We start from the raw sequence: 22,866 nt of genomic DNA on the forward strand, positions 1-22,866 counted from the left end.
TGTTTCGGGCAACGAAAATGTGGGAAATTAGAGGCTGCGTAGGACGCTGACAATCTTGCCGAGGATTTTGGCGTGCTCCGCGGGGAGTGGGTCAAAGGCGCGATTATGGGGCATGAGCCACTTGCCAGCAGCGTCTTCGTGCCATTCCTTGACTGTTGCTTCATCTTCAAACAGGGCTGCAACGAAATCTCCCTGTTCGACCACGTCTTGGGAACGGACTACCACCCAGTCTCCGTCGAGAATGCCCGCGTCAACCATGGAATCACCCACGACCTTGAGTAGGTATAGCTGACCAGAGCCCGTAATCTCCATCGGAAGTGCCATGTGACTTTCCACATGCTGCTCCGCCAAAATAGGGTTGCCAGCCGCAATCTGTCCAACGATAGGAACGAAGATTGGCTCTGGCATGTCCTCTGGCATCTCGGGAGTTTGGGTGGTGCCAGTAGCCTTTGGCCCAGGCTTTACCGGAGTGAAAGTGCCAGCGGAGGACTTCGAATCCCTTACGTTTACCGCGCGGGGTTTGTGTGGGTCGCGGCGGAGAAAGCCCTTCTTCTCCAACTCCTTGAGTTGGTATGCCACCGACGAGGTGGAATTCAAGCCCACAGCATCCCCAATTTCTCGAATGCTCGGTGGGTATCCGCGAAGTACGACGGCATCCGAAATGACGTCAAGAATCCGACGCTGCCGATCGGTGAGTGTTTTAGGGTTCGCTTTCTTCTTTTGAGCCATGGAACATCCCTTCTCAAACTCTTTCGAATGAATCATAACTCAAAACTGTTCGAATCGTCGAGCATCGAACACTGTGCGCCCTTGAATTCTTTAGAAAACGTGTACATTATCCGTGCTCGGAGGCGGTGATGATGTCGAAAATCGAAAATAAATCCGGATAGCAGTAGACAATATTCGAACATGGTGTTATAAATCGAACATGACAAGTTACTCGAACAGTCGTTTGATGAAAGGGTCTAGACGGATTCTCCGCATCCGCCCTTGGACATAGTCTCCACAGCGTCGGGAAACGGTCGTACAACTCTTATTCTCTCCAGGCCGGCAACGGTGGGAGAGTCAACGTTGGAAAGGGAGAAAACATGATGTCTACGGTTTCAACCGCACTTGGTGTTAGCAGCACATCTGATATTGACTTTTCTCAAGTTTCCGAGCTCCCTGCTCGGACGACACGGAAAGCCCCGTTGGTGTGGGGTGAACGTAGTGCGTCTTGCACACAGCACATCGTTCGGCCCGGTCAGCGTGCACGTATTGCACAGCGCAATCGAAATGGGGCTTCATCGGCGCGAATGCGGAGGGACAGGTCGCGGCCCAGTCATGTCTCGGTCAACTACGGGCGTCCGTCTCTATCCGTTAGCAGGGCGCAGCAGTCCAATCGTAGTGATGTATCCGCAGGCACTAACCTGACTCGCCTGATGGCGGTATGGGCTCTAGGGCTTGGTGCTTTCTTCGGAGTTTTCGGCAGCATGGTCTTTGAACAGGGACAAAGTGAGGCGGTCGAAAGCACCTTTACGTCTACGTACGCTTCCTACTCCGCGCAATAATCATTCCAGTTTCCGGTGTTGGGGTGGGACGTAGACTGGAGACCGTGTATTGCCAGTTTTGTCATCATGATCAGACACGAGTCTTGGACTCACGGTTAATAGATAACGGTATGGGGATTCGTCGCCGGAGAGAATGCCTGAATTGCGGTAAACGTTTTTCTACGATTGAACGCTCGCAGCTGATGGTCGTTAAACGGGATGGAATCCCTGAGGAGTTCAACCGTGAAAAGGTCATCCAGGGTGTTCGACGTGCGTGCCAGGGGCGCGAAGTATCAGAGTCTCAGCTGAAGAAACTTGCACAAAAAGTGGAGGAGAGCCTCCGCGAGAAAGGCACGCCCCGGGTGGACTCAAACGATATTGGCCTTGCCATCCTTGAGCCGCTCAAAGAACTGGACGAAGTTGGCTATCTCCGCTTCGCTTCGGTGTACAAGTCCTTTTCCTCCGCGGACGATTTCGCGCAAGAGATTGCCAGCATGCGGAAGGGGAAAGGGCCGCAGGCTAATGGCAACGAGGTAAAAAAGGACTAACGCAGTTTATCCACACGTTTCTTTACTCGAGTCAGGGATACGCTCTGGGCGGTACCCAAGCGTTGTGCGAAAAGGCTGACACGCAGTTCTTGGATGAGCCACTGAATATCCCGTACCTCCGCGGAATTCGAACGTGCCTTAGGTAGCTGCTGAAGCTTTGCCGCCAAGTATTCGCGGGCCTCAGTCACCTCATCCTCACGTTCAGCATCACGGTCCGGGTCACGGTTCATTTCCTCAAGCCGAATCTCCATCGCTTGGAGATAACGTGGCAAATGTCGTAGGTGCTGCCAACCGTGCCTTGCCACAGCGCCCTTAGGGAACATGAACTCCAGCTGGCGACGCATATCGTCAATGGCATCGCCTTCCCACTTGTTTAGCTGATTCACCACCGAGACATAACGAGGCATTGCCTGGGCAACGCCGACGACCAATTGGCGCACCTCTGAGGCGACTCCAGAACGAACGTGTTCGAGTAGTTTGTCGAATTCCTTCGGATCGCGGACCGGGCCACCGGCAGCCATCATACGGTCGCGAATCACTGCGACACGGCAGTCCTCGACAAGCCCATCGGCGCCCCCATGTGGCCATGCGTCCACGCCAACACGTTGCTGGAGTGGAAGCCCCTTAGTCATTTGTGCACCATTTACTGGGCAATCCCGCAATAGCATTGTCAAGTTTGTGGTCGCCAACGTCGCCTCAGCCTGAGCCTTAGTTGGTTTGACCTCAATGGCCACGCCATCCTTGGTGGTCACCAGCGTCGGATACATCGTGACGGACTGACCGTCGACAGTACTTTTGACCGTTTCTGAGACGGCGCCCAAGTTCTCTGAAGTCCACTTTTTCACAGCTTCGCGTGCTGCAGACTTCGAACGTTTCGACACAGCAGTTGAGACCGTCGAGGCATGCTTGTCTCGAAGCGCAGCAAGATCCCGGCTCTGATCGACGATCTTTCCATGGCGGTCAACCACTGCGTAGTTAAAGCGCAAGTGTGCTGGCAGTTTCGAAGGGGCAAAGTCTGCACCATTGATGCCCGAGCCTCCGAGTCGTCGTAAAGCATCGGCAAAAACATCGACGAAGCGGCCTGAGTACGGAGTCATCGTCTCCAGCGCGCGGCGTGCGAAATCCGGGGCGGGGACAACGGACTTCCGCAGTGCCTTCGGCAGAGTGCGAATGTAGGCTTCCGCGAGCTCAGCGCGAAGACCTGGTACCTGCCAGTCGAAGCCATCTTCACGCAGACCTGCAAGAAGAGGCACGGGGACACGGAGAGTCACACCGTCATCAGGGGCGCCCGGTTCGAATTTATAGGACAGAGAGAAATCGACCGAGCCCTGCTGCCACATTTCGGGGAAGGCGTTGTCGTCGATGTCGCCGGCTTCGGGGTTGAGCAGCTTATTGGGATCAAAGTCCAGTAGATTTGGCTGCTTGGGCTTAGTTTTCTTCCACCAGCGGTCAAAATTGGTGGCCGTGGTGATAGAGGCGGGCAGCTTGGAGTCGTAGAACGCGTAGAGCACGTCGTCATCGACGACAATGCCGCGGGAACGCTGCTTTTCCTCGATCTTCTCGGCTTCGGCAAGTTTGTCTTGATTGTTCTTAAAGAACTCGTGATGTGTGTTCCATTCGCCGTCGACAAGCGCAGAGCGAATGAAGATCGAGCGGGCGGCGTCGGCATCGACTCGGTGATAAGGCACCAAACGGTCAACCACCACGGGCACGCCGTAGAGCGTCGACTTCTGGTAAGCCATCGCTGCACCGCGCTTAGTAGACCAGTGAGGCTCTGAGTACTGGTGCTTGAGCAGATGAGGGGCTACCTTCTCTACCCACTGCGGCTGAATCGTGCCGACGTTGCGCGCAAAAGTGCGCGAGGTCTCGACGATTTCCGCAGCCATCACCCAGCGAGGCGGCTTCTTTGCCAACGCGGACGAGGGGTGAATGAGGAACTTAGTGTTGCGTGTGCCGGTAAACTCCTTGCCCTCGCCCTCGCGCGTACCAATCATCGACAACAGACCCGGTAACAGCGACTTTGCCACCTCGTCGGGATTGTCGACACCACTGGTTGAGCTGCGGGCCGAAAGATGCCAGCCCAGCTCAGCCGTTGCCTGGTGGAGCTGACGCACCAAGTCCTGCCACTCGCGAACGCGCAGATAGTGGAGGTACTCGCGCTTGCACATCTTGCGGAATTGGTTACCGCTAAGCTCGCGACGCTTTTCCTCCAGGTACTCCCAGAGCTTCAGTAGGGAGTTGAAGTCGCTGGTGGTGTCCTTAAAACGGGCATGTAGCTGATCTGCCTGAGCTTGGAACTCCAGTGGACGTTCGCGAACATCCTGCAGAGACAAAGCGGCGACAATGACGGTTACCGCCCCAAGAGTGGTGTTCTCGTACCCTTCGACCAGCATGCGGGCAAGACGCGGGTCGACTGGGATACGGGCAATTTGTCGGCCGATGTCCGTCAGCTCGGGGGCATCAGACCCCGACGTGGTGGTAATAGCCTGAAGCTCTGTGAGCAGGTTAATGCCATCGCGGATTGCTTTGTGCTCTGGTGGCTGGACAAAGGGGAAGTCCTCAATCGCGCCAAGCCGCAGTGAAATCATTTGCAGTACAACCGAAGCGAGATTGGTGCGCAGAATCTCCGGATCCGTAAACTCGGGGCGCGAGAGAAAATCCTCTTCGCTGTAGAGACGAATCGCCACACCATCAGCTACACGGCCACAGCGTCCAGAGCGCTGATTCGCGGATGCCTGGCTGATGTCCTCAACTGGCAGGCGCTGCACCTTCGTGCGGGTGGAGTAGCGGGAAATGCGTGCGGTACCAGTATCGACGACATACTCGATACCAGGGACCGTCAGCGACGTTTCCGCAATGTTGGTCGCCAGCACAATGCGACGCCCGGAATGCGGAGTGAAGATCCGATGCTGCTCTGCATTAGATAGCCGACCGAATAGTGGAACGGCTTCTACACCTTTCCAGTGTTTGCCCTCGATGGCTTCGGCAGCTTCTCGGATCTCTCGCTCACCCGAAAAGAACACCAGGATATCGCCGTCGCCAAGCCGCATCAGCTCTTCACACGCAGCGATTACACCATCGATCTGCTCGATGGCGACTTCCTTTTCCTGCCCATTCTTCGCAACAACGGTCCGCACCAGCGGGCGATAGCGGATTTCCACCGGGTAGGTGCGCCCCGACACCTCGATGATGGGCGCAGGGTGCTCGTCGTCAGGCGCGAAATGACGAGCGAACCGTTCCGGATCAATCGTCGCGGAAGTGATAATGATTTTCAGATCTGGACGCTGCGGCAGAATATGCTTTAAATATCCCAGCAGGAAGTCGATGTTGAGGCTGCGCTCGTGCGCCTCATCGATGATGATGGTGTCGTACTCGCGTAGCAGTCGGTCGCGGCCAATTTCGGCCAGCAGGATACCGTCGGTCATCAGTTTGATGCAGGTATCCTTGCTCACGCGATCATCAAAACGCACTGCATAGCCGACGTGCTGTCCAATCTTTTCGCCCAGCTCATGAGCGATGCGCTCCGCGACGGAACGCGCCGCAATACGACGTGGCTGAGTGTGACCAATCTTGCCCCGCACGCCGCGTCCCAGTTCGAGGCATATCTTCGGGATCTGCGTAGTCTTACCAGAGCCAGTCTCACCAGCAATAATGACGACCTGGTTGTTTTCAATTGCCTCTGCAATGTCGTCGCGGCGCGCGGACACCGGCAACTGGGCAGGGTAGGTGATGCGAGGAATCGCTTTACGACGATCTTCTAACCGCTCCAGCGCAAAGTCGAGGTCTGCAGAGATTGCAGACAGCGCCTTCGGCGCGGATGCTCGCTTTAGCCGGCGTCGGAAGGACTGAGCCTCCCGAATCGGCAATTGATCAGCGAGCTGGTAGAGCTCCTTTTTACGCGTGTCCTTAGCAGGTTTGCCAGAGCGCTGTGGCCTGGCGGAATTGCGGTGGCCGGAGTGGTGGTTTCCCGACTGGGCACGTGGAGCTGGTTTATCAGAACGGCTAGGAGTACTCATGGTTGCCTACTAGATTAGCCGCGTCTGGGGAGACAACCCACATCTGTGCTGATTAAGAGGTGCTCGAGATAGTCCGATGGCAGCAGGGAGCGTCCTACTTTGCGGCTGCTAGCTCTTCGGCAACTTCCTTGCAGTCCTCGCGCCCACAGTGCTGTGTCTCGGTGTGCTCCCAGCAATCATCGCAAATAAGCACCTGACGACGGCAGGTATCTTCGTTGATGCAGTTCTGGAAGGTGTTTGTGGGCTTGCCGCAGTGGACGCAGTGCCCGAGCTGTACGTAGTCCTCGTCTTCGATGCCATCGCCAAACTCCATATGCATGCGCTTGTCGAAGACATATAGGGAGCCTTCCCACAGCCCCTTATTGCCAAACTTTTCGCCGTAGCGCACAATACCGCCGTCGATTTGGTAGACCTCTTCGAAACCGCGGTTCTTCATAAGTGCGGAGAGGATCTCGCAGCGGATGCCGCCGGTGCAGTAGGAGATAACCGGCTTGTCCTTCATCCAGTCGTACTTACCGGATTCCAGTTCGTCGATGAAGTCGTGCGTGGTCTTTACGTCCGGGACGACAGCGTTTTTAAACTTGCCAATCTCGGCTTCCATTGCGTTGCGGCCATCGAAGAAGATGACATCGTCGCCGCGTTCCTCGACCAGTTTATTGACCTCTTCCGGCTTCAAATGTGTGCCGCCGCCAATGACACCATCGACATCGACTTTCAGCTCACCCGGAGCACCGAAAGCGACGATTTCGTCGCGAACCCTGACGGAGAGTTTTGGAAAGTCATCAGCGCCGCCTTCGCTCCACTTGAACTGCATGGAGTGAAAAGCGGGGTACTGCTTGGTTTTCTTGATGTACTTCTTGCAGGCATCGAGATCACCGCCGACGGTGCCATTGATGCCGTGCTCGGACACCAGAATGCGGCCCTTGAGCCCTAACGACTCGCAAAGATCGCGCTGCCATAGCATGATGGCACGCGGATCGGACAGTGGGGCGAACTGGTAGTACAGAAGAATCTTGCTGATGCTCACGGGGACTATTCTAGTCTGCTCTCTCAGTTATCCTATTTTCGGCGTGAGCTGCTGGTATGGCTTAGTGCTTCTGATAGAGAGCCTTCTTCTGGTACTTAGGCTCCGAAGTCACTAGCACACCGAGGTTGCGGAAAATTGTTTCGTCCACGCTGCCCAGAATGGTGGTGGTGTGGACATCGCAGTTTCGAAGGTTCTTCAGCTCGGCGAGGGCTGCGCGGGCATCGTCGCTGGTGGCCGCCGACACGGAAAGGGCGATAAGAACCTCGTCGGTATGTAAGCGGGGGTTGCGGCTGCCCAGGTGATGCGTCTTAAGCGTTTGAATTGGCTCAATGGCAGCTGGGGAGAGCAAGTGCAAGTCCGGGTCGATATTGGCGAGCTTCTTGAGAGCGTTGAGGAGCATTGCTGCTGAGCATCCGAGTAGTTCAGAAGTCTTGCCCGTGATGATTGTGCCGTCGTGCAATTCGATTGCGCTACCCGGTGCCCCGGTAGATTTCTCAACTTCAAGTGCTGGTGCGACGACTCGGCGGGCGGCTGTCGACACGTTGGCCTTGCTCATAATCATGGCAATGCGCTGTGAGACTTCGTCGTCTGCGCTGTTCTTGTGTTCGTCGACAAGAGCCTTGTAGTAACGGCGAACGATTTCCTGGTTGGATGCCTCTCGGCACACTTCGTCATCGTCGATACAGTAACCGGCCATATTGACGCCCATGTCGGTCGGTGACTTGTACGGCGACTCGCCCGCGAGCTTCTCCAACAGAGTGCGCAGCAGTGGGAAGACCTCGACATCACGGTTATAGCTGGTGACCTTGGTGTCATAGGCGGCCAAATGAAAAGGGTCGATGAGATTGATGTCATCGAGATCAGCCGTTGCCGCCTCGTAGGCCAGATTTACCGGGTGTTCGAGTGCCAGGTTCCAGATAGGGAAGGTCTCAAACTTTGCGTAACCGGAACGAATTCCGTGTTTGTGATCGTGGTAAATCTGCGATAGACAGGTCGCCAGCTTTCCGGAGCCCGGGCCCGGCGCTGTGACAACGACCAAGTCCCGCGTCGTTTGCGCCCATTCATTCAGTCCGAAGCCGGCTTCACTGACGATTTTCTCGGTGTTTGTTGGGTAGCCCTCGATATTGCGATGGCGGATGACGCTCAATCCGAGTCGCTGCAGGCGCTCAATGAAGTTCTTTGCCAGGGTGTTGTCGTCGGAAAGCTGCGTGACGACGACGCTGCCGACTAGAAATCCGCGTTCCCGAAAGACATCGACGAGGCGCAGCACATCGTCTTCGTAAGTGATGTCGAGGTCAGCGCGGACCTTGTGGCGCTCCAGATCCTTGGCATTGATGCACACCATGATTTCCAGATCGTCCTTGAGACGATCGAGCATAGCGATTTTATTGTCAGGTGTGAAGCCGGGGAGAACACGCGAGGCATGCATGTCATCAAATAGCTTGCCGCCCATCTCGAGGTAGAGCTTGCCGCCTTCACCTGCGATGTCTGCGCGCCGCTTCTTAATATGAGCGGATTGCATTTCGATGTACTTTTCGCGGTTAAAACCGACAGCCTGAGCCATGGTGCCCTTTCTGAAGTCGTGTCTGCGGGGGAGCGCGCTAAAGCTTGCGAAATTCTACTGTGTCCATGGTAGTGATACCGCCTTGCGAATGTCGTATCGGTTACTGCTGTCGCGGGGGGGGGGGGGGGAATTTTGGGAACTTTGGCTTATTAGGCCCCGCGTAGGGGATTGGATGATTAATCTCCCATGTATTGATATTCAAAAAGAAATATGAAGAGGATGTGACATGCTCGATCCCCAGATGGCATCATCGTCGAATTCGGCAGAACCAACCGCACGCGCCCCGTACCAAGTGGGCAGGCGAGGCTTCCTCGTCGGAGCAACTGCCGTGTCAGCTGCGAGTATGATGCCTGCCGTAAATGGTGCATCAAAGGCAAACGCCGCTCCTGCAAACGGGGCTTCTGCCGCCGCGGGGAATTCGACCACCAATTTGAATGTCGGTCGAGGAATGGCTGACATGACAGGCGAGCCACTCGGCGCTGGCATGAACGGGTATGCGGTCATGGACCAGACCACCTCGGGTCTGCGTCTTCGCCAGATGGCGCGTGCATTCATCTTCGGTGATGACAACGACAACCGTGTCGTCCACGTCACCGCAGATATGGGGCTCATGTTCCAGTCCATCCAGATGGAAGTTCTGCGGCGACTGCGAGCTCTCTTCGGAGACCTCTACCACGAGGGCAACGTGCTTATCTGCGCATCTCATACGCATGTCGCGCCGGGTGGTACATCGGGCCATCTTATGGTCGACCTGACTACTCTCGGATTCCGTCCCGTCACTTTCGAAGCTGTAGTCGTCGGTGTGGTCAAGGCTATTGAACGTGCACACGCTGATTACCAGCCGTCGACTATCCACCTGACCAAGGGGATTGCCAAGGATGCGGGTGTTAACCGCTCCCTGGAGGCATTCAGGCGTAACCCCGAGGAAGAACAGCGGCTTTTCCCCGACGGAGTCAACCCGGAAAGCCATACACTGCACGTGAGTCGCGGTGGTCGCGAAGTCGGATTCATTAACTGGTACGGAATTCATCCGACCACCTTCGGCCCCGAGCACACCATCATCGACGGCGACAACAAAGGCTATGCGGCATGGAAGGTTGAGGTCGACCGCGGAGTTACCCACCGTGAGCCGGCCGATGCCCCCTTTGTTGCCGCATTCACCATGTCGTGCCCGGGTGACATCAGCCCGAACATGGGGCTCGTGCCAAATTCGGGCCCAGGCAACGGAGACGAAGCAGAGTCCGCCCGCATTCTCGGTCAGCGTCAGATTGACGCTACCCAAGGCCAGACCATTGCACTGCCAGGAGGCGGAATCTCCACCGTCCACAAGTGGGTCAACCTCGGCGATGTCGACATCAACGGCCAATTCACGCCCGACGGCCAGCCACACCGCACTGGACCTGCAATCCTCGGTGCGGCCTTCGCAGCCAGTAGCCAGGAGGACGGCGGCGGCGAACCGGCTCTAGGTTTCAACGAGGGCCAGCGTGGAGGCACACCGTGGGTACGTCAGCTCAATAACGTCGTACTCCCGAAGAATATCGGGGAGATTCAGGGCGAGAAAGAATGCCTGCTGCCAGTGGGCTACATCGATGGTCTTCTCCAGCAGACCCACATGTTCTCCATCACCCGCATCGGTGGCTTCACCTTGATTACCAACGGCCTTGAACCAACCACGATGTCGGGTTACCGCATGCGTCAGCACGTCGCTGAAATCCTCGGCGTTCCAATCGACACTGTCATCTGCCAGGGCTACACCAACAGCTATGGACACTACGTCGTTACCCCAGAGGAATACGATCAGCAGGACTACGAGGGCGGCGCAACGGCTTTCGGCAAGTACACGCTCAGTGCGATGATCTCCATCTATCACGATCTCGCCCACGCGCTTGCCGACGGCATGGCTGTCGACCCGGGCAGTGCTGCAGGTGACCTCACTGGCATCATCCCGCCGTCGCCAGCAGGAGGAAAGACTATCGATTCCGTACCAATGGGCAAGAATTTTGGTGACGTGCTCGAATCGACTGCAAGCGTCACGGTAGGGCAGCAGGCCGTTGCCCAATTCGTCGCGGCAAATCCGAATAACGACTTGCGACTGGAAGACGGCTACCTACTCATCAAGAATGACCGCGGTGAGATCGTTTCTGACGACTGGGACCAGGCAACTGTCATTGAATTTGCCAAGGACGGTAATTACACCACCGCCAAGGTCACTTGGGAGACCGGAGGAGTCGCGCCGGGCAAGTATGACATCATCGTGCGTGGTAGCGCGTTGGGTGCCGGTGATTCGCTGAACGAGTTCGAGGGAGCCGCCGCGGTGGAGCTCGTCTAAGAACGTCCAATTAAATACGTCCATGCGCACAATGTGACTTATACTTCGGCCTTTAAAAACTCGTCAAGGCCTTGTCTCACGTATAGTCCGTTGTGCGCACTATTTTTATGTATCCGTCAATTTGGCAGGAGCAATTTGCTTCATGAATACCCCAAACGATCCATATAGCAACAACGATCCTTACGGTGACGGCAGCCGGGACAATGAGTCCAATAACTATGACTCCCAGAGTCACGGTTTTCCCAACAATGGTTCGCAGGACTACAACCCTTACGGGTTCGATTCGGACGCACAACATGGCCCGCGTGGACCAGAGGATTCGCCCCAGTGGAATCAGGCTTACGGCCGTGAACAGGCTTATGGCGAAATTCCTTCTTATGGAACTGGCGAGTCGCGCGATAGTTACGGCGGGCAACCCTATGGTGCAGGCTCGAGCTATTGGCAGCAACCGGCAGGCGGGAATCCTGCAGCCGGTGCACTTGCTCCCGGAGTCAACATGCCAGGTGGCGATGAGCCACCGGTGAAGCCTGTGGCACAGGGGCCGACGAAGGTCGACATTGGAAGTGCCTTTTCCGCGGCGTTTCGTAGTCTAAACAGCAATTTTGCTTCCTGGCTTGGCATCATGCTGACGTTCTTCGCCGTACTAGTAGCCCTGATTGTTGGCGCAGCGGCAATTCTCTTTGCATCTGGTGATTTCGATCCGGACTTCGAGCCGAACTATCCAGGCGATGTTCCGTTTGAGGATCTAGGGTCAATGTTCGCGACTCTCGGCGCGATGGCACTCCTAATTGCCGTGGGCATGTTCGCGATGCAGGCATTTATGCTGCGCGGTGCATTCGAAGCTGTCGACGGGCGAGTGCCGAGCTACGGTACTTTCTTCCGTGTAAACCGGTGGGGATCTCTTATCGGTGCCTACATTGTCACGTTCCTGGTGGGGCTGCTCGCCATGCTTCCGGGGATGGCGCTCTTCATCGCTGGAGTATCCCTGTCTGCCAACGGCAGTGAAGCTGCAGCTGCGATGATTCCCATCGGCTACCTGTTGGTACTTGTGCTGTCCATCTTCATCATGCCAATCACAGCGACTATGCCGCTTCTTGTTTTTGATGGTCGAGCAACAGCACTTGAGGCTCCGGTCGTCGCATGGCGCTTGGTGAAGCCTCAGTATTGGACGATGCTCGTTGCATTCATTCTGACGTCGATTGTTTCTTCCGCAGGTGCAATGCTCTTCTATATCGGTATGTTGTACACAGTCCCGCTTGCTCTCCTAGTGCAAGTACATATCTACCGTCAGCTCATCGGTGGCCGGCGGGTTATCAATGAAGCCCAGGAGAATCCGGGTTATTACCCGCCACAGCAGTAGCCAAAAACGAACAAGAAAAAGCGCCCAAGGAACCGGTACAAATTGGTTCCTCGGGCGCTATTTCGTCAGCAGGTAATCCTGCGGGGGAGCGTTCGGCTATCAAAAGCCGAACCTATGCTCCGAATATTTAGCGGGTAGCCTCAGCGAAGACAGCCTGTGCAACACCAGAGACGGTGCCTGCAATCTTCACAGCTTCCCAGACCTGCTCCTTGGTCAGACCAGCATCGCGGACGACCTTTGCGTGAGAAGTCACGCAAGCTTCACAGCCGTTGATGGCAGAAACTGCCAGAGACCACAGCTCGAAGTCTTCCTTCTCGACACCCGGATTGGAGATGATGTTCATGCGCAGGCCGAACTTGACCTGTGCGTAGTCATCACCGAGCATGTGGCGAGTGCGGTAAGCAACGTTGTTCATGCCCATAACGGTGGCCGCACCAAGTGCAGAGTCGAAAGCCTCGTCAGACAGGTGCTCCTTGGCTTCCTCGGCGATCTCGGAGAAAACGGTCTCGTTGCGGGTGGCAGCAGCGGATGCAAGCAGGGTACCCCACAGCTGCTGCTCGGAGAGTTCCGTAGAACGGGTGAGAGTGCCAAGGTTCAGCTTCATGTCCTTGGCGTACTCCGGTAGACCGGAACGAAGGTTATCGATGCTCATATGAGTTACTTCAGCTCCTGCTTCAGAACGTCCATCTTGTCGATGTTCTTGGTCGGGTCATTCTTCTGCCAGTTACATGCGCAGACCTCTTCAGACTGAAGAGCGTCGAGAACACGCAGAACCTCGTCAACGTTACGACCGACAGCGTCCGGGGTAACGGAGACGAACTGAATGATGCCGTCCGGGTCAATGATGAAGGTTGCGCGGTCTGCAACACCGTCAGCGTTCTCGACGCCGAGTGCACGCATCAGGTCATGGCGGATGTCGGAGAACATCGGGAACGGGATGTCCAGCAGTTCCTCGTGGGTTGCACGCCAGTTGAAGTGGGAGAACTCGTTGTCGCCAGAGCCACCGAGAATAACGGTGTCACGGTCCTCGAATTCCTCATTCAGCTTGCCGAATGCAGCAATCTCAGTCGGGCAGACAAAGGTGAAGTCCTTCGGGTAGAAGAAGACGACCTTCCACTTACCCTCGTAGGACTCATTGGTTACCTGCTCGAAGTAGTCATCCGGAGAAGAAGCGTTTGCATCACGCAGGTTGCCGCCCTTCAGAGCGGTCAGAGAAAACTCGGGGAACTTGTCGCCAACAGTCAAAATTGCCATGGAATCCTCCTGAATGTATTCCTTTTGGGGTCACACACCATTATGCCTATGGATCCCCGAACCGTCAAGAGGAAAAAGTTAATAAGCTCGTGTAGGCTTATAGGTATGCGTAATAGAGATTATCGGCCCACTTTGCCTCAGTTACGTGCCTTTGTCGCGATTGCCGATACCGGTCACTTCGGTCAAGCCGCTGCCCGCCTCGGCATTTCACAGCCCAGCCTGTCACAAGCGCTTTCCACCCTTGAGCAGGGACTGGGGGTGCAGCTTGTAGAGCGTTCGACTCGCCGAGTGCTGGTGACGCCACTCGGTCGCGGTCTGATTCCATATGCCCGCCAAGCATCTGAAATTGTTGACGAGATTGTTGCTCGCGCCTCTGGCCGTACAGATGATTTGTCCGGACCACTATCCATTGGTGTTATCCCTACGGTTGCTCCATACGTGCTGCCCAACTTCCTCCAGTTGGTTCGTGACGAGCTGCCAGATCTAAAGCCTAGGATTGTCGAAGAGCCGACCGAGCGTCTCATCGAATCACTTCGCTCCGGCACCATTGATGCAGCGATCATGGCACTGCCGTCTGATGTGCCTTCCTTTGAAGAGATTTACCTCTACGACGAGGAGTTCTACATCGTTGTGCCAGGGGATCATCCGCTGGCCGGTAAGGATGACGTAAAGCTTGAGGCGATCAGGGACTTGGACTTGCTTCTGCTTGACGACGGTCATTGCCTGCGTGACCAGGTGTTGGATATTTGTCGCAAGGTCGATGCTGTTCACGGCGAGACCTCCAGCTTGGAAACACGGGCGGCTTCTCTATCGACCGTCGTGCAGTGTGTTGCCGGTGGGTTGGGGCAGTCGCTTGTACCGGAATCGGCTGTCAAGATTGAGGCCGACCGTCCCGGCCTGGCTGTTGCGCGATTCGAAGGTCCGGCACGGCCGGGACGCACCATTGGGCTGGTTCACCGCGCATCATCGGTACGCGGCGGCGAGTTCAATCGAATTGCTGAACTGGTACGGCAGGCCTACATAGACGCTGTTGCCTAAAGCTCTCTTGGCGCATGCCGCAGTAGCGTATGAAATAAGCAAAACCGGGCTGGTAGTTCCAGCCCGGTTTTTCGCGTTTATCCCTGAATAATTCGCAGGGATGCCAACCTGACCTCGCCGTATTCATCAGATGCAGTCAAGTCAACGCCCGCTTCAAAGCGCCAGCCGTGGTCGCCCTCAGGGTCATCGAGTATCTGGATCACATGCCATAGGCCCTCACCAGCCTTGCGGTCAATCGAAATCATATCGCCGCCGCGAGCCTTTGCATCGATCCCTAGGTCATCGTATTCATCGAAGTAGTCATCCATCGCGGCAGGCCAATCTGGCGCATCGTCGAGGTAGTTGTCCAGGTCGGCCAGCTCCTCCTCCTTTTCAAAGGCAAAGAGCTGCACGTGGCGAAACATGAGATTGCGCACCATACGGGTAAATGCACGTTCGTTGCCTGTAAGGGGCCGCGACTCGTCGGTGCCAAAAGCCGCTTCCTTGAGAGTTTCCTCGTCCAATGGCTTGTCCGGATCGGCCATCTGCGCCCATTCATCCACCAGGGAGTTATCCACCTGCACAACGAGCTCGCCGAGCCATTCCACAATGTCCCGGAGTTCCTCGTTAGCGGCTTCCGGAGGGAGAGTGTGTCGCAAAGTGCGCCAGGCATCGGTGAGGTAGCGCAGGAAAATACCTTCAGAGCGGGCAATTCCATACTCAGATACCACGTCCGAGAAAGTCATGGCCTTTTCCACCATCTCGCGCACCACAGACTTGGGCGACAGCGAAAACTCACGCACCCACGGGTGACCTTGAGCATAGGTGTCGAATGCGCCCTCCAGCTCGTCGGCAAGCGGCATCGGCCATGTGATGTCTTCGACGATGTTCATACGTTCGGTGTAATCAACACCCTCGGCCTTGAGCGCGGCGATTTCTTCACCGCGTGCCTTTTTCTGCTGCGCGATGAGCAGTGGGCGAGGGTCTTCCAGAATTGACTCAAACACACTGATGACATCGAGTGCGTAGTTCGGGCTGTCCTTATCCAACAGTTCGAGCGCGGCGATGGCGAAAGGCGACAGCGGCTGATTGAGCGCGAAGTCACGCTGCAGCTCCATTGTCAGCTCGGGGCGGCAGTCATCGCCCTCGCCATGCGTGACGACGATTCCCGCGGTGACCAAACCGCGGTAGAGCTCAATTGCGGTCAGAATAGCCTCATTTTGCTGGTGGCGGGTGTCGTGATTGGTGCGCAGCAGATGACGCATGTGTTCGTAGGTATCGCCACCACGTGCAATGACGTTGAGCAACATACCGTTGGTAACTGCAAAGCGGCTGGTCAGCGGTTCCGGTGGCTGAGAAACGATTTTGTCGAAGGTCTTCTCCGACCATGTCACTTCGCCCTTGGGAACGGACTTCAGCCGCAACTTCTTCAGTTTGGCCTCATCCTGGCCGGCACGGCGCCGCAGCTTGGCGTTTTCGATTTCGTGTTCAGGTGCTTCGACAACTACGGTGCCCTCGGTGTCGTAGCCAGCACGGCCGGCGCGTCCAGCGATCTGGTGGAACTCGCGTGACTTGAGAATACGGCTACGACGGCCATCGAACTTGGCCAAACCGGTAATCAGCACCGTGCGAATAGGCACGTTGATGCCGACGCCGAGGGTATCCGTGCCACAGATGACCTTCAGCAGACCAGTCTGAGAGAGACGCTCAACCAAACGACGGTACTTCGGCAGCATTCCCGCATGGTGGACGCCAATGCCCTGGCGCACCAACTTGGAAAGAACTCGACCAAAGGCCGTGGTAAACCGGAAATCGCCAATCTCTTCGCGAATCCGCTCCTTCTCCTCCTTCGTCAGCAGCTTCAGACCGGTCAGTGCCTGAGCCTGTTCAGCTGCTTGGCGCTGGGAGAAAAAGACGATGTAGATTGGGGCTTTGCCGGATTCCAGCAACTCCGCCAGCGTGTCATGAACTGGTGTGTAGACATAGTGGAAATCCAGCGGTACCGGGCGCGTCGTACCTGTAACGAGGTTGACGTCGAGTCCCGTGCGTTCCTTCAAATCCGTCTCAAACTTTTGAGTATCGCCGAGAGTGGCGGACATCAACAGGAATTGGCAACGGGAAAGCTCGAGCAAGGGCACTTGCCATGCCCACCCGCGATCGGGATCCGCATAGAAGTGGAATTCATCCATTACCACCTGGTCAATATCGGCGTCGGCCCCGTCGCGCAGGGCGATATTGGCGACAATTTCCGCAGTTGCGCAGATGATGGGTGCACCACCGTTGACGGTGGCATCGCCGGTCATCATACCGACGTTCTCAGCGCCAAAGACCTCGCAGAGGGCAAAGAATTTCTCGCTGACCAAGGCCTTAATAGGCGCTGTGTAAAAGCTGCGCTGGCCACGAGCGAGGGCGCAGAAGTGGGCAGCAATAGCCACCATGGACTTGCCCGAACCTGTCGGAGTGGCAAGAATGACGTGGTCGCCACCAGCGAGACCAATAGCGGCCTCCTCCTGGGCCGGGTAGAGCGTGATGCCCTGATCCCTGGTCCAGGCAATGAACGAGTCCATAATCGCATCGTCGAAAAGGGACTCTGGAACCTCAGCTAGGTCGGGAAGCATTTCAGATAGTGACACGCTTCCCACCCTAGCGGTAACCCCGGATTAGAAGCGGAACCAGGGCTTCCAGCCGCGCCGACGGCGAGGTTGTTCCGGTTCACCGGATTCTTCGCTTTCCGCCTGCTCTTCCCGAGGCTGTTCTGACTCAGGCTGTTCGGCAGTGCCGTCTGCAGAAAACTCCGCAGACCTATCATCCGCCGAGGCCGACTCGGGTTCTTCCGAGTGTGCGTCAGTGTCCTCTGATGTAGTTGCCGAGGAATCCGAGTTGGCCGGGGTCTCCGCCTCGTCGTCAAGCGAGGAAGAATCCTCTACTGGGTGCAGCGGTTGAGAAGCGAGGAACCTTTCGAACTCAGCGCCAATCTCGTCGGCCGAAGGCATCTCGCCGTTAGGTCCAAGTAGAGGAGAAGTCTCCAGCTCTTGACGACGTTGAACTTCCTGGTCGTACTGTTCCTCGAGAAGATTGACCAGCTGAGAGACCTCGCCGGAATCATTCGTCTGCGTATTGAGCAGCTCCGCCACCCGCGCGGATTCCTTCTCCAACGCCTCAAGCGGGAGCTCGAGCTTGGCTAGTTTTGCTACCTCCTGCAACAGCCGCAGTGACGCCAGCGGATACTCAGTGGCCGCGACATAGTGTGGCACCTGTGCGGTGAAACCAAAGGCATCACAACCGCGGCTTGCGAGCTCGTACTCAATGTTCAGGCTCGCAGCCCCCGGAACTGTGACGCGGTTTCCCCAGGTATGCATATCACCGAGTTTCCGCTTATCTGTGCCGTGGGCGATGATGCCCAGCGGTCGGGTGTGCGGAACCGTCATCGGCGCCGAGTACAGCGACACAGTCCGACCGACATCGTAGCGCTCCGCCAAATCTGCCACGGCAGTCGAGAAAGCCTCCCACCGCATGTCTGGCTCAGGGCCAGAAAGCAGCAAGAACGGCTTACCGACGTTGTCGCGAACCACATTGAGTGACAGGTTCAAATCGGATACATCCACAATCTGGTCGTGGTTCATCGTCACAGAGGGACGGCGAGAACGATAATCAATCAGCTCGTCGATAGAAAAGTTCACCAATGGACGGTGCTCGAGAGCATCCAAGAGGAAACTAGCTGATTCCGAGACGGCATTACCGGCATCCGCATAACCGCTAAGTGCAATGACCAGGGTCAGATGGCCCTCGCTTCCCGTTACGTCAGGAACCGGAAAAACTACCTCGTACATATTGCCCTGAGGCTTGTCGGTCGGATCACTCACGTACGACTACCTCCTGCATCACATTTTTCGTCATTTGAAGTAAACAACCACGATACCGCAGAAACTATTCCAGTTATCCACAAGTAGAAAGTAGTCCACAGATGGGCCGATTTTTCCGGTCGCGCACAAGCAAGGCTGTTGCGGATTCGATAACAATGAGAGCCACCAGATGGCGAGAGGATTGTCCGCTGTCGAGCTATTCCAATGGGGGAAAAGGGGTAAGGAATTAATGGGAAACAAACAGAACTTCGGTGCAGGACAAAAGCCTGAAATTGAGCCGAGTGTTTTTCTGACGAACCTGCCGGGAATCGTTGGATTCTATCCGCGGGGGCAGGTAGTGATTGCGGCGTTGTATCGTCAGCAGGTCGAAGATCTCATCGATGGCAAGGTCGAGTTTGATCCGACAGCGCATGCTGGCCCGATGCTGATTAAGGATGTGGCCTCGATGGAGAACAATCCTGACTTGGTGCGGGCAGCCGCGGACTTCCTGCTCGATGAAGGATGCACTCACGCAGATGTGTTTATCATCGACGAATCCTGGGGGATTGAAAAGGACTCCACACCTATTACAGGCTGGCTGCGAGAAGGCGGCCTGCATGAGGTGCGTTTGGCGGGCGTTGCCACTATTGCTGCGGGGGAAGTTGTCACGGACGAGCAGGGAGAGATCGTCGGCATTGTCGGTGACAGTCTGATGACCGACAATGCAAATCTAATCTCTCGGCAGGGAGAGCAGATTTTCAAAAACTATGAGGAGTACCGCAGCTATTTTCGAGGTGGCCAATTCCGCGACAGTAAAGACAGGGCTCTGATTGAACGCCTCCGGGAACGAGCGACAGCCGTTGAGCAGCCTAGGAAGCTCAAAATTGGTTCGGACAATCCCGCGCTCATCGAGCATTTCGACATGCTAAAAGCCGCCGTGGAAAACGTGGCCGATGGTGTGATGGATGCACATGAGGCGGTTCGCGATGAAACCGCGGGATATGCCATTGCTGCAGCACTGACCAACGTCACCTTGCGCGATATGTCCATGATTTTCATTACTACGCAGTTGGCGCAATCAATGGGAGAAATCTGGCGCGAGGCCGCAATCGTCCACCGCGGCAGCCTGCGTGCTAACGCTTTAGCGTGTTTTGCCATCGCAAAGTTCGCGGCTGGGCTGGAGAACTATGCGCAAACAGCTCTCGATGAGGCAGCGGGGGAGCAACCGAATCATTCACTGACTCAGTTGCTGGAAATTGCGGTCGCCAATCAAATTGTGCCGAGGTGCGTTGGCACAATTCTTGGTGCGGCACAAGAGGTGCTGCGCAGGGTATACAAGGTGAAAATGCCGCGTATTGATTAGCGACCCTGCAAGCTGTGCTGCAGTACCTAGCGGTGCGCCGAGTGGGCTCGGTCGCCGAGGTTCTTGGTGTACTCCCATGCATCGGCGACGATGGTTTCCAGCTCCGTATGATTGGGCTTCCATCCGAGCTCGTCCATGGCGCGCTGAGAAGAGGCAATAAGGGTTGCCGGATCACCGGCTCTACGCGGTGCATCCTCAGCAGGAATCGGGTGACCGGTGACCTTACGGCAGGTCTCAATAACCTGGCGAACCGAAAAGCCGTCGCCAGAACCGAGGTTGAAGATACGGTGGGTTCCCGGCGTGTTGGACTCCAGTGCCAAGACGTGCGCATCGGCGAGGTCTTTGATGTGGATGTAGTCACGAACCGCGGTGCCGTCCGGAGTCGGCCAGTCATTGCCAAAGACCATAATCTTGTCGCGGTGACCGAGCGCAACCTGCAGTACCAGGGGGATGAGGTGAGTTTCCACCTCACGGTTTTCGCCAAAACCGCCCCAGGCACCCGCCACATTGAAGTAACGCAAGCTGGTAGCGCCGATGTTGTATGCCTTGGCGTAAGACGAGATGGCGTAGTCCATGGCCAGCTTGGTGGCACCGTAAGGGTTGGTCGGTGCGGTTGGCATGTCTTCGGTAATTGGTGTCTTCTCTGGCTCACCGTAGGTTGCAGCTGTCGAAGAGAACACCAGGTTATTCGTACCGGTATCACGCATTGCGTCGAGTAGCTTCAGGGTTTGGCCCACATTGTTGTGCCAGTAGTCGGAAGGAACCTCAACAGACTCGCCAACAAGCGATTTCGCAGCGAAATGAACGACGCCGTCGAAGCTGTCGGAGGACAGAACCTCGTAGGCCTTGTCCGCCACATCGCCTTCGACTAGGGTCGCGCCCTCTGGCACCGCATCACGGTTGCCAACAGAGAAGTTGTCCAGAATGGTGACGTCGTGGCCAAGAGAAATCAATACTGCCGAGCACACGCTACCGACGTAGCCGGCACCACCAGTGACGAGGAGTTTCATTTGATAATCACCATGATTGCGTGAGACAGAGTATCCGGAATGTCAAGAGAATGATCACCACGGGCGAGAGTCACGCGGCCGGCGGCAACCTCGGCAAGTGCCTCAGTACCCGGCATAATTCCAGCCTTGTGGAGACGCTTCATGTAGCTCTGCTCGACCTGCAGGATTTCGTTAATCTGGACGATCTCAACGGTGTACTCGCCGGGGTTTAGATCGGACAGTCGGCGAACGTTCTCTAACGACTCTGGTGACTGAGTCCCACCGAGGTCTCCCAAACCGGGAATCGGATTGCCGAATGGGGAGCGTGTGTAAGAGTCAAGCACGTCGAGAAGTTTGCGCTCGACCTCGTCACTCATTACGTGCTCCCAGCGGCAGGCTTCGTCGTGAACCTTGTCCCATTCGAGGCCAATGACATCCGTAAGTAGGCGCTCAGCTAGGCGGTGCTTACGCATGACAGCCGTGGCCAGCCTGCGGCCCTCGTCGGAAAGCTGCAAGCTGCGATCTGGGGCAACTACGAGAAGGCCATCGCGCTCCATGCGCGCAACGGTTTGGCTAACGGTCGGCCCCGACTGCTCAAGGCGTTCGGCAATGCGAGCACGCAAAGGAATGATGCCCTCTTCTTCGAGTTCGAAAATCGTACGTAAGTACATTTCCGTGGTGTCAACCAAATCCCTCACGGTTTTCCTCCGATAACACAGTCTTAAAAGTTTTCACTCAAGTATTAGGATAACCACACTTGCGCAAGAAAGATGTTAGGGCTCGCAAATCTAGTGGCTTTGGTGCTGATTAGGCAGCGAAAAGCTTGGTTCGGTGGGCGCTGCTGAGACGGAAGGGAGCGTACGCGATGTCGAAAGTTCGACGTGCAGACGAAAACGCCGACCGCCAGTGTGGATGAAACTCCGGCACGGGGTCGGCATTGAAGTCCAGCTCTATCTCAGGGCTGAAATTAGGAACCCTATCGATGTCACCGCCATGTGGCGTTAGTTTGCGTACTCACGCAGCTTGTCAGCACGGTCACCCTCGCGGAGCTTGGACATAACTTCCCGCTCAATCTGGCGGACGCGCTCTCGAGACAGGCCAAAGTGGCGGCCAATCTGATCCAGCGTGCGGGGCAGGCCATCGTCGAGACCGTAGCGGAGCTTAATAACTTCCTGCTCTCGAATCTCGAGAGTGGACAGAACCTTGCGGACATCGTGGTGACGCAGGGAAGCGACAACTGCCTCCTCGGCATCAGTTGCCTCTGAGTCCTCGATGAAGTCTCCCAGAGGAGCTTCCTCATCAGTGCCCACCGGCATGTCCAAGCTCACCGGGTCGCGGGACTGACGCAGCAGCATCTCAATCTTGGCTTCTGGAATGCCGGATTCCTCTGCCAATTCCTCATTCGTAGCCTCACGGCCGAGTTGCTGGTAGAGCTCACGCTTGATACGAGAAATCTTGTTGACCTGCTCAACCAAATGAACAGGGAGGCGAATGGTGCGCGACTGATCAGCCATACCGCGGGTAATAGCTTGGCGAATCCACCACGTTGCGTAAGTGGAGAACTTGAAACCCTTGGTGTAGTCGAACTTTTCCATGGCGCGGATGAGGCCCAAGTTGCCCTCCTGGATTAGATCCAGCAGAGGCATACCGCGGTTGGTGTAGCGCTTCGCCAGCGAGACCACAAGACGGAGATTGGCTTCGAGTAGGTGGGCGCGTGCAGCCTTACCTTCCTTTGCCAAAATCTTGACATCACGCTTCTTTGCGCGGGTCATTTTCGCGCCGGTCTGCAGCAAATGCTCGGCGTATACACCGGCTTCAATGCGCTTAGAAAGTTCCACCTCTTCTTCAGCGCTGAGAAGAGCAGTCTTTCCGATGCCGTTCAAATACACACGAACCAAATCGGCGGACGGATTGGAGTTATTGCCAGTGCGGCGCCCCTTGTCCCGTGGCTGACCTTCCAGTTCGTCATTTTGAATATCGGCACTCTTCATGAATCTGCCTCCTGGATTTTTAAGTGGACTCGATAAC

16 protein-coding genes are annotated in these 22,866 nt (G+C 56.1%); 5 read left to right on the top strand and 11 right to left on the bottom strand.

All coding sequences use genetic code 11. The annotated features are described in order from the left end of the window. Nucleotides 1-27: 27 nt before the first annotated feature. Nucleotides 28-729: a transcriptional repressor LexA gene (gene lexA / locus QP978_RS03135; RefSeq protein ID WP_016422629.1), complete on the bottom strand. Its 702-nt coding sequence runs from the start codon at nt 727-729 to the stop codon at nt 28-30. 865 nt (nt 730-1,594) lie between these two features. Between lexA and nrdR the strand changes: the two genes are divergently transcribed. Then, entirely contained in the window at nt 1,595-2,077 is a 483-nt protein-coding gene (gene nrdR, locus QP978_RS03140) for a transcriptional regulator NrdR (protein WP_049189643.1), read from the top strand. Here the strand turns inward: nrdR and hrpA are convergent. The 3 genes from hrpA to QP978_RS03155 form a co-directional block, all read right to left on the bottom strand. Continuing rightward, entirely contained in the window at nt 2,074-6,093 is a 4,020-nt protein-coding gene (hrpA, locus tag QP978_RS03145) for an ATP-dependent RNA helicase HrpA (RefSeq protein WP_284856833.1), read from the bottom strand. The two genes, nrdR and hrpA, sit on opposite strands and share 4 nt — an antisense overlap. Before the next feature lie 94 nt (nt 6,094-6,187). Next, on the bottom strand, nt 6,188-7,120 hold the full coding sequence (gene trhO / locus QP978_RS03150; RefSeq protein WP_016422632.1) for an oxygen-dependent tRNA uridine(34) hydroxylase TrhO: 933 nt from the start codon (nt 7,118-7,120) through the stop codon (nt 6,188-6,190). Between the two features lie 61 nt (nt 7,121-7,181). Continuing rightward, nucleotides 7,182-8,684, bottom strand: a complete 1,503-nt coding sequence (locus QP978_RS03155) for a DUF1846 domain-containing protein (RefSeq protein ID WP_070827444.1) — start codon at nt 8,682-8,684, stop codon at nt 7,182-7,184. Nucleotides 8,685-8,910: 226 nt separating this feature from the next. Here QP978_RS03155 and QP978_RS03160 point away from each other — a divergent pair, with 226 nt between their 5' ends. Then, a complete protein-coding gene (locus QP978_RS03160; protein ID WP_502870673.1) occupies nt 8,911-11,013 on the top strand; it encodes a neutral/alkaline non-lysosomal ceramidase N-terminal domain-containing protein in 2,103 nt (700 codons plus the stop codon). Nucleotides 11,014-11,155: 142 nt separating this feature from the next. Further along, nucleotides 11,156-12,373 (top strand): hypothetical protein, encoded by a 1,218-nt coding sequence (locus QP978_RS03165; RefSeq protein WP_049170897.1) that lies wholly within the window; start codon nt 11,156-11,158, stop codon nt 12,371-12,373. 127 nt (nt 12,374-12,500) lie between these two features. Here QP978_RS03165 and ahpD read toward each other — a convergent pair whose 3' ends face one another. After that, complete coding sequence (ahpD, locus tag QP978_RS03170) at nt 12,501-13,025, bottom strand: alkylhydroperoxidase, AhpD family (RefSeq protein ID WP_284856834.1); 525 nt, start codon at nt 13,023-13,025, stop codon at nt 12,501-12,503. 5 nt (nt 13,026-13,030) lie between these two features. Next, nucleotides 13,031-13,627: a peroxiredoxin gene (locus tag QP978_RS03175; protein WP_016422637.1), complete on the bottom strand. Its 597-nt coding sequence runs from the start codon at nt 13,625-13,627 to the stop codon at nt 13,031-13,033. A gap of 105 nt (nt 13,628-13,732) precedes the next feature. On the opposite strand from QP978_RS03175, the gene QP978_RS03180 reads away from it, so the two are divergent. Then, nucleotides 13,733-14,665, top strand: a complete 933-nt coding sequence (locus QP978_RS03180) for a hydrogen peroxide-inducible genes activator (protein WP_284856835.1) — start codon at nt 13,733-13,735, stop codon at nt 14,663-14,665. 77 nt (nt 14,666-14,742) lie between these two features. On the opposite strand, the gene QP978_RS03185 is transcribed toward QP978_RS03180, so the two are convergent. Together QP978_RS03185 and QP978_RS03190 are read right to left on the bottom strand one after the other, a co-directional pair. Beyond that, a complete protein-coding gene (locus tag QP978_RS03185) occupies nt 14,743-17,262 on the bottom strand; it encodes a DEAD/DEAH box helicase (RefSeq protein WP_284856857.1) in 2,520 nt (839 codons plus the stop codon). A gap of 42 nt (nt 17,263-17,304) precedes the next feature. Continuing rightward, entirely contained in the window at nt 17,305-18,507 is a 1,203-nt protein-coding gene (locus QP978_RS03190) for a PAC2 family protein (RefSeq protein WP_187400502.1), read from the bottom strand. 229 nt (nt 18,508-18,736) lie between these two features. Between QP978_RS03190 and QP978_RS03195 the strand changes: the two genes are divergently transcribed. Further along, nucleotides 18,737-19,849, top strand: coding sequence for a DUF4192 domain-containing protein (locus tag QP978_RS03195; RefSeq protein ID WP_049193020.1), 1,113 nt, complete (start codon nt 18,737-18,739; stop codon nt 19,847-19,849). 26 nt (nt 19,850-19,875) lie between these two features. Here the strand turns inward: QP978_RS03195 and galE are convergent, their stop codons facing one another. The 3 genes from galE to QP978_RS03210 all read right to left on the bottom strand — a co-directional run bounded on the left by galE (nt 19,876) and on the right by QP978_RS03210 (nt 22,829). Then, nucleotides 19,876-20,859, bottom strand: coding sequence for a UDP-glucose 4-epimerase GalE (gene galE / locus QP978_RS03200; protein ID WP_016422642.1), 984 nt, complete (start codon nt 20,857-20,859; stop codon nt 19,876-19,878). After that, nucleotides 20,856-21,536: an iron-dependent transcriptional repressor DtxR gene (locus tag QP978_RS03205; protein ID WP_016422643.1), complete on the bottom strand. Its 681-nt coding sequence runs from the start codon at nt 21,534-21,536 to the stop codon at nt 20,856-20,858. The genes galE and QP978_RS03205 overlap by 4 nt, the downstream gene beginning before the upstream one ends. Before the next feature lie 303 nt (nt 21,537-21,839). Next, on the bottom strand, nt 21,840-22,829 hold the full coding sequence (locus QP978_RS03210; RefSeq protein ID WP_016422644.1) for a sigma-70 family RNA polymerase sigma factor: 990 nt from the start codon (nt 22,827-22,829) through the stop codon (nt 21,840-21,842). Between the last annotated feature and the right edge of the window lie 37 nt (nt 22,830-22,866).

The organism is Corynebacterium sp. MSK035 (genome assembly GCF_030232615.1).
Lineage (GTDB): Bacteria > Actinomycetota > Actinomycetes > Mycobacteriales > Mycobacteriaceae > Corynebacterium > Corynebacterium jeikeium_D.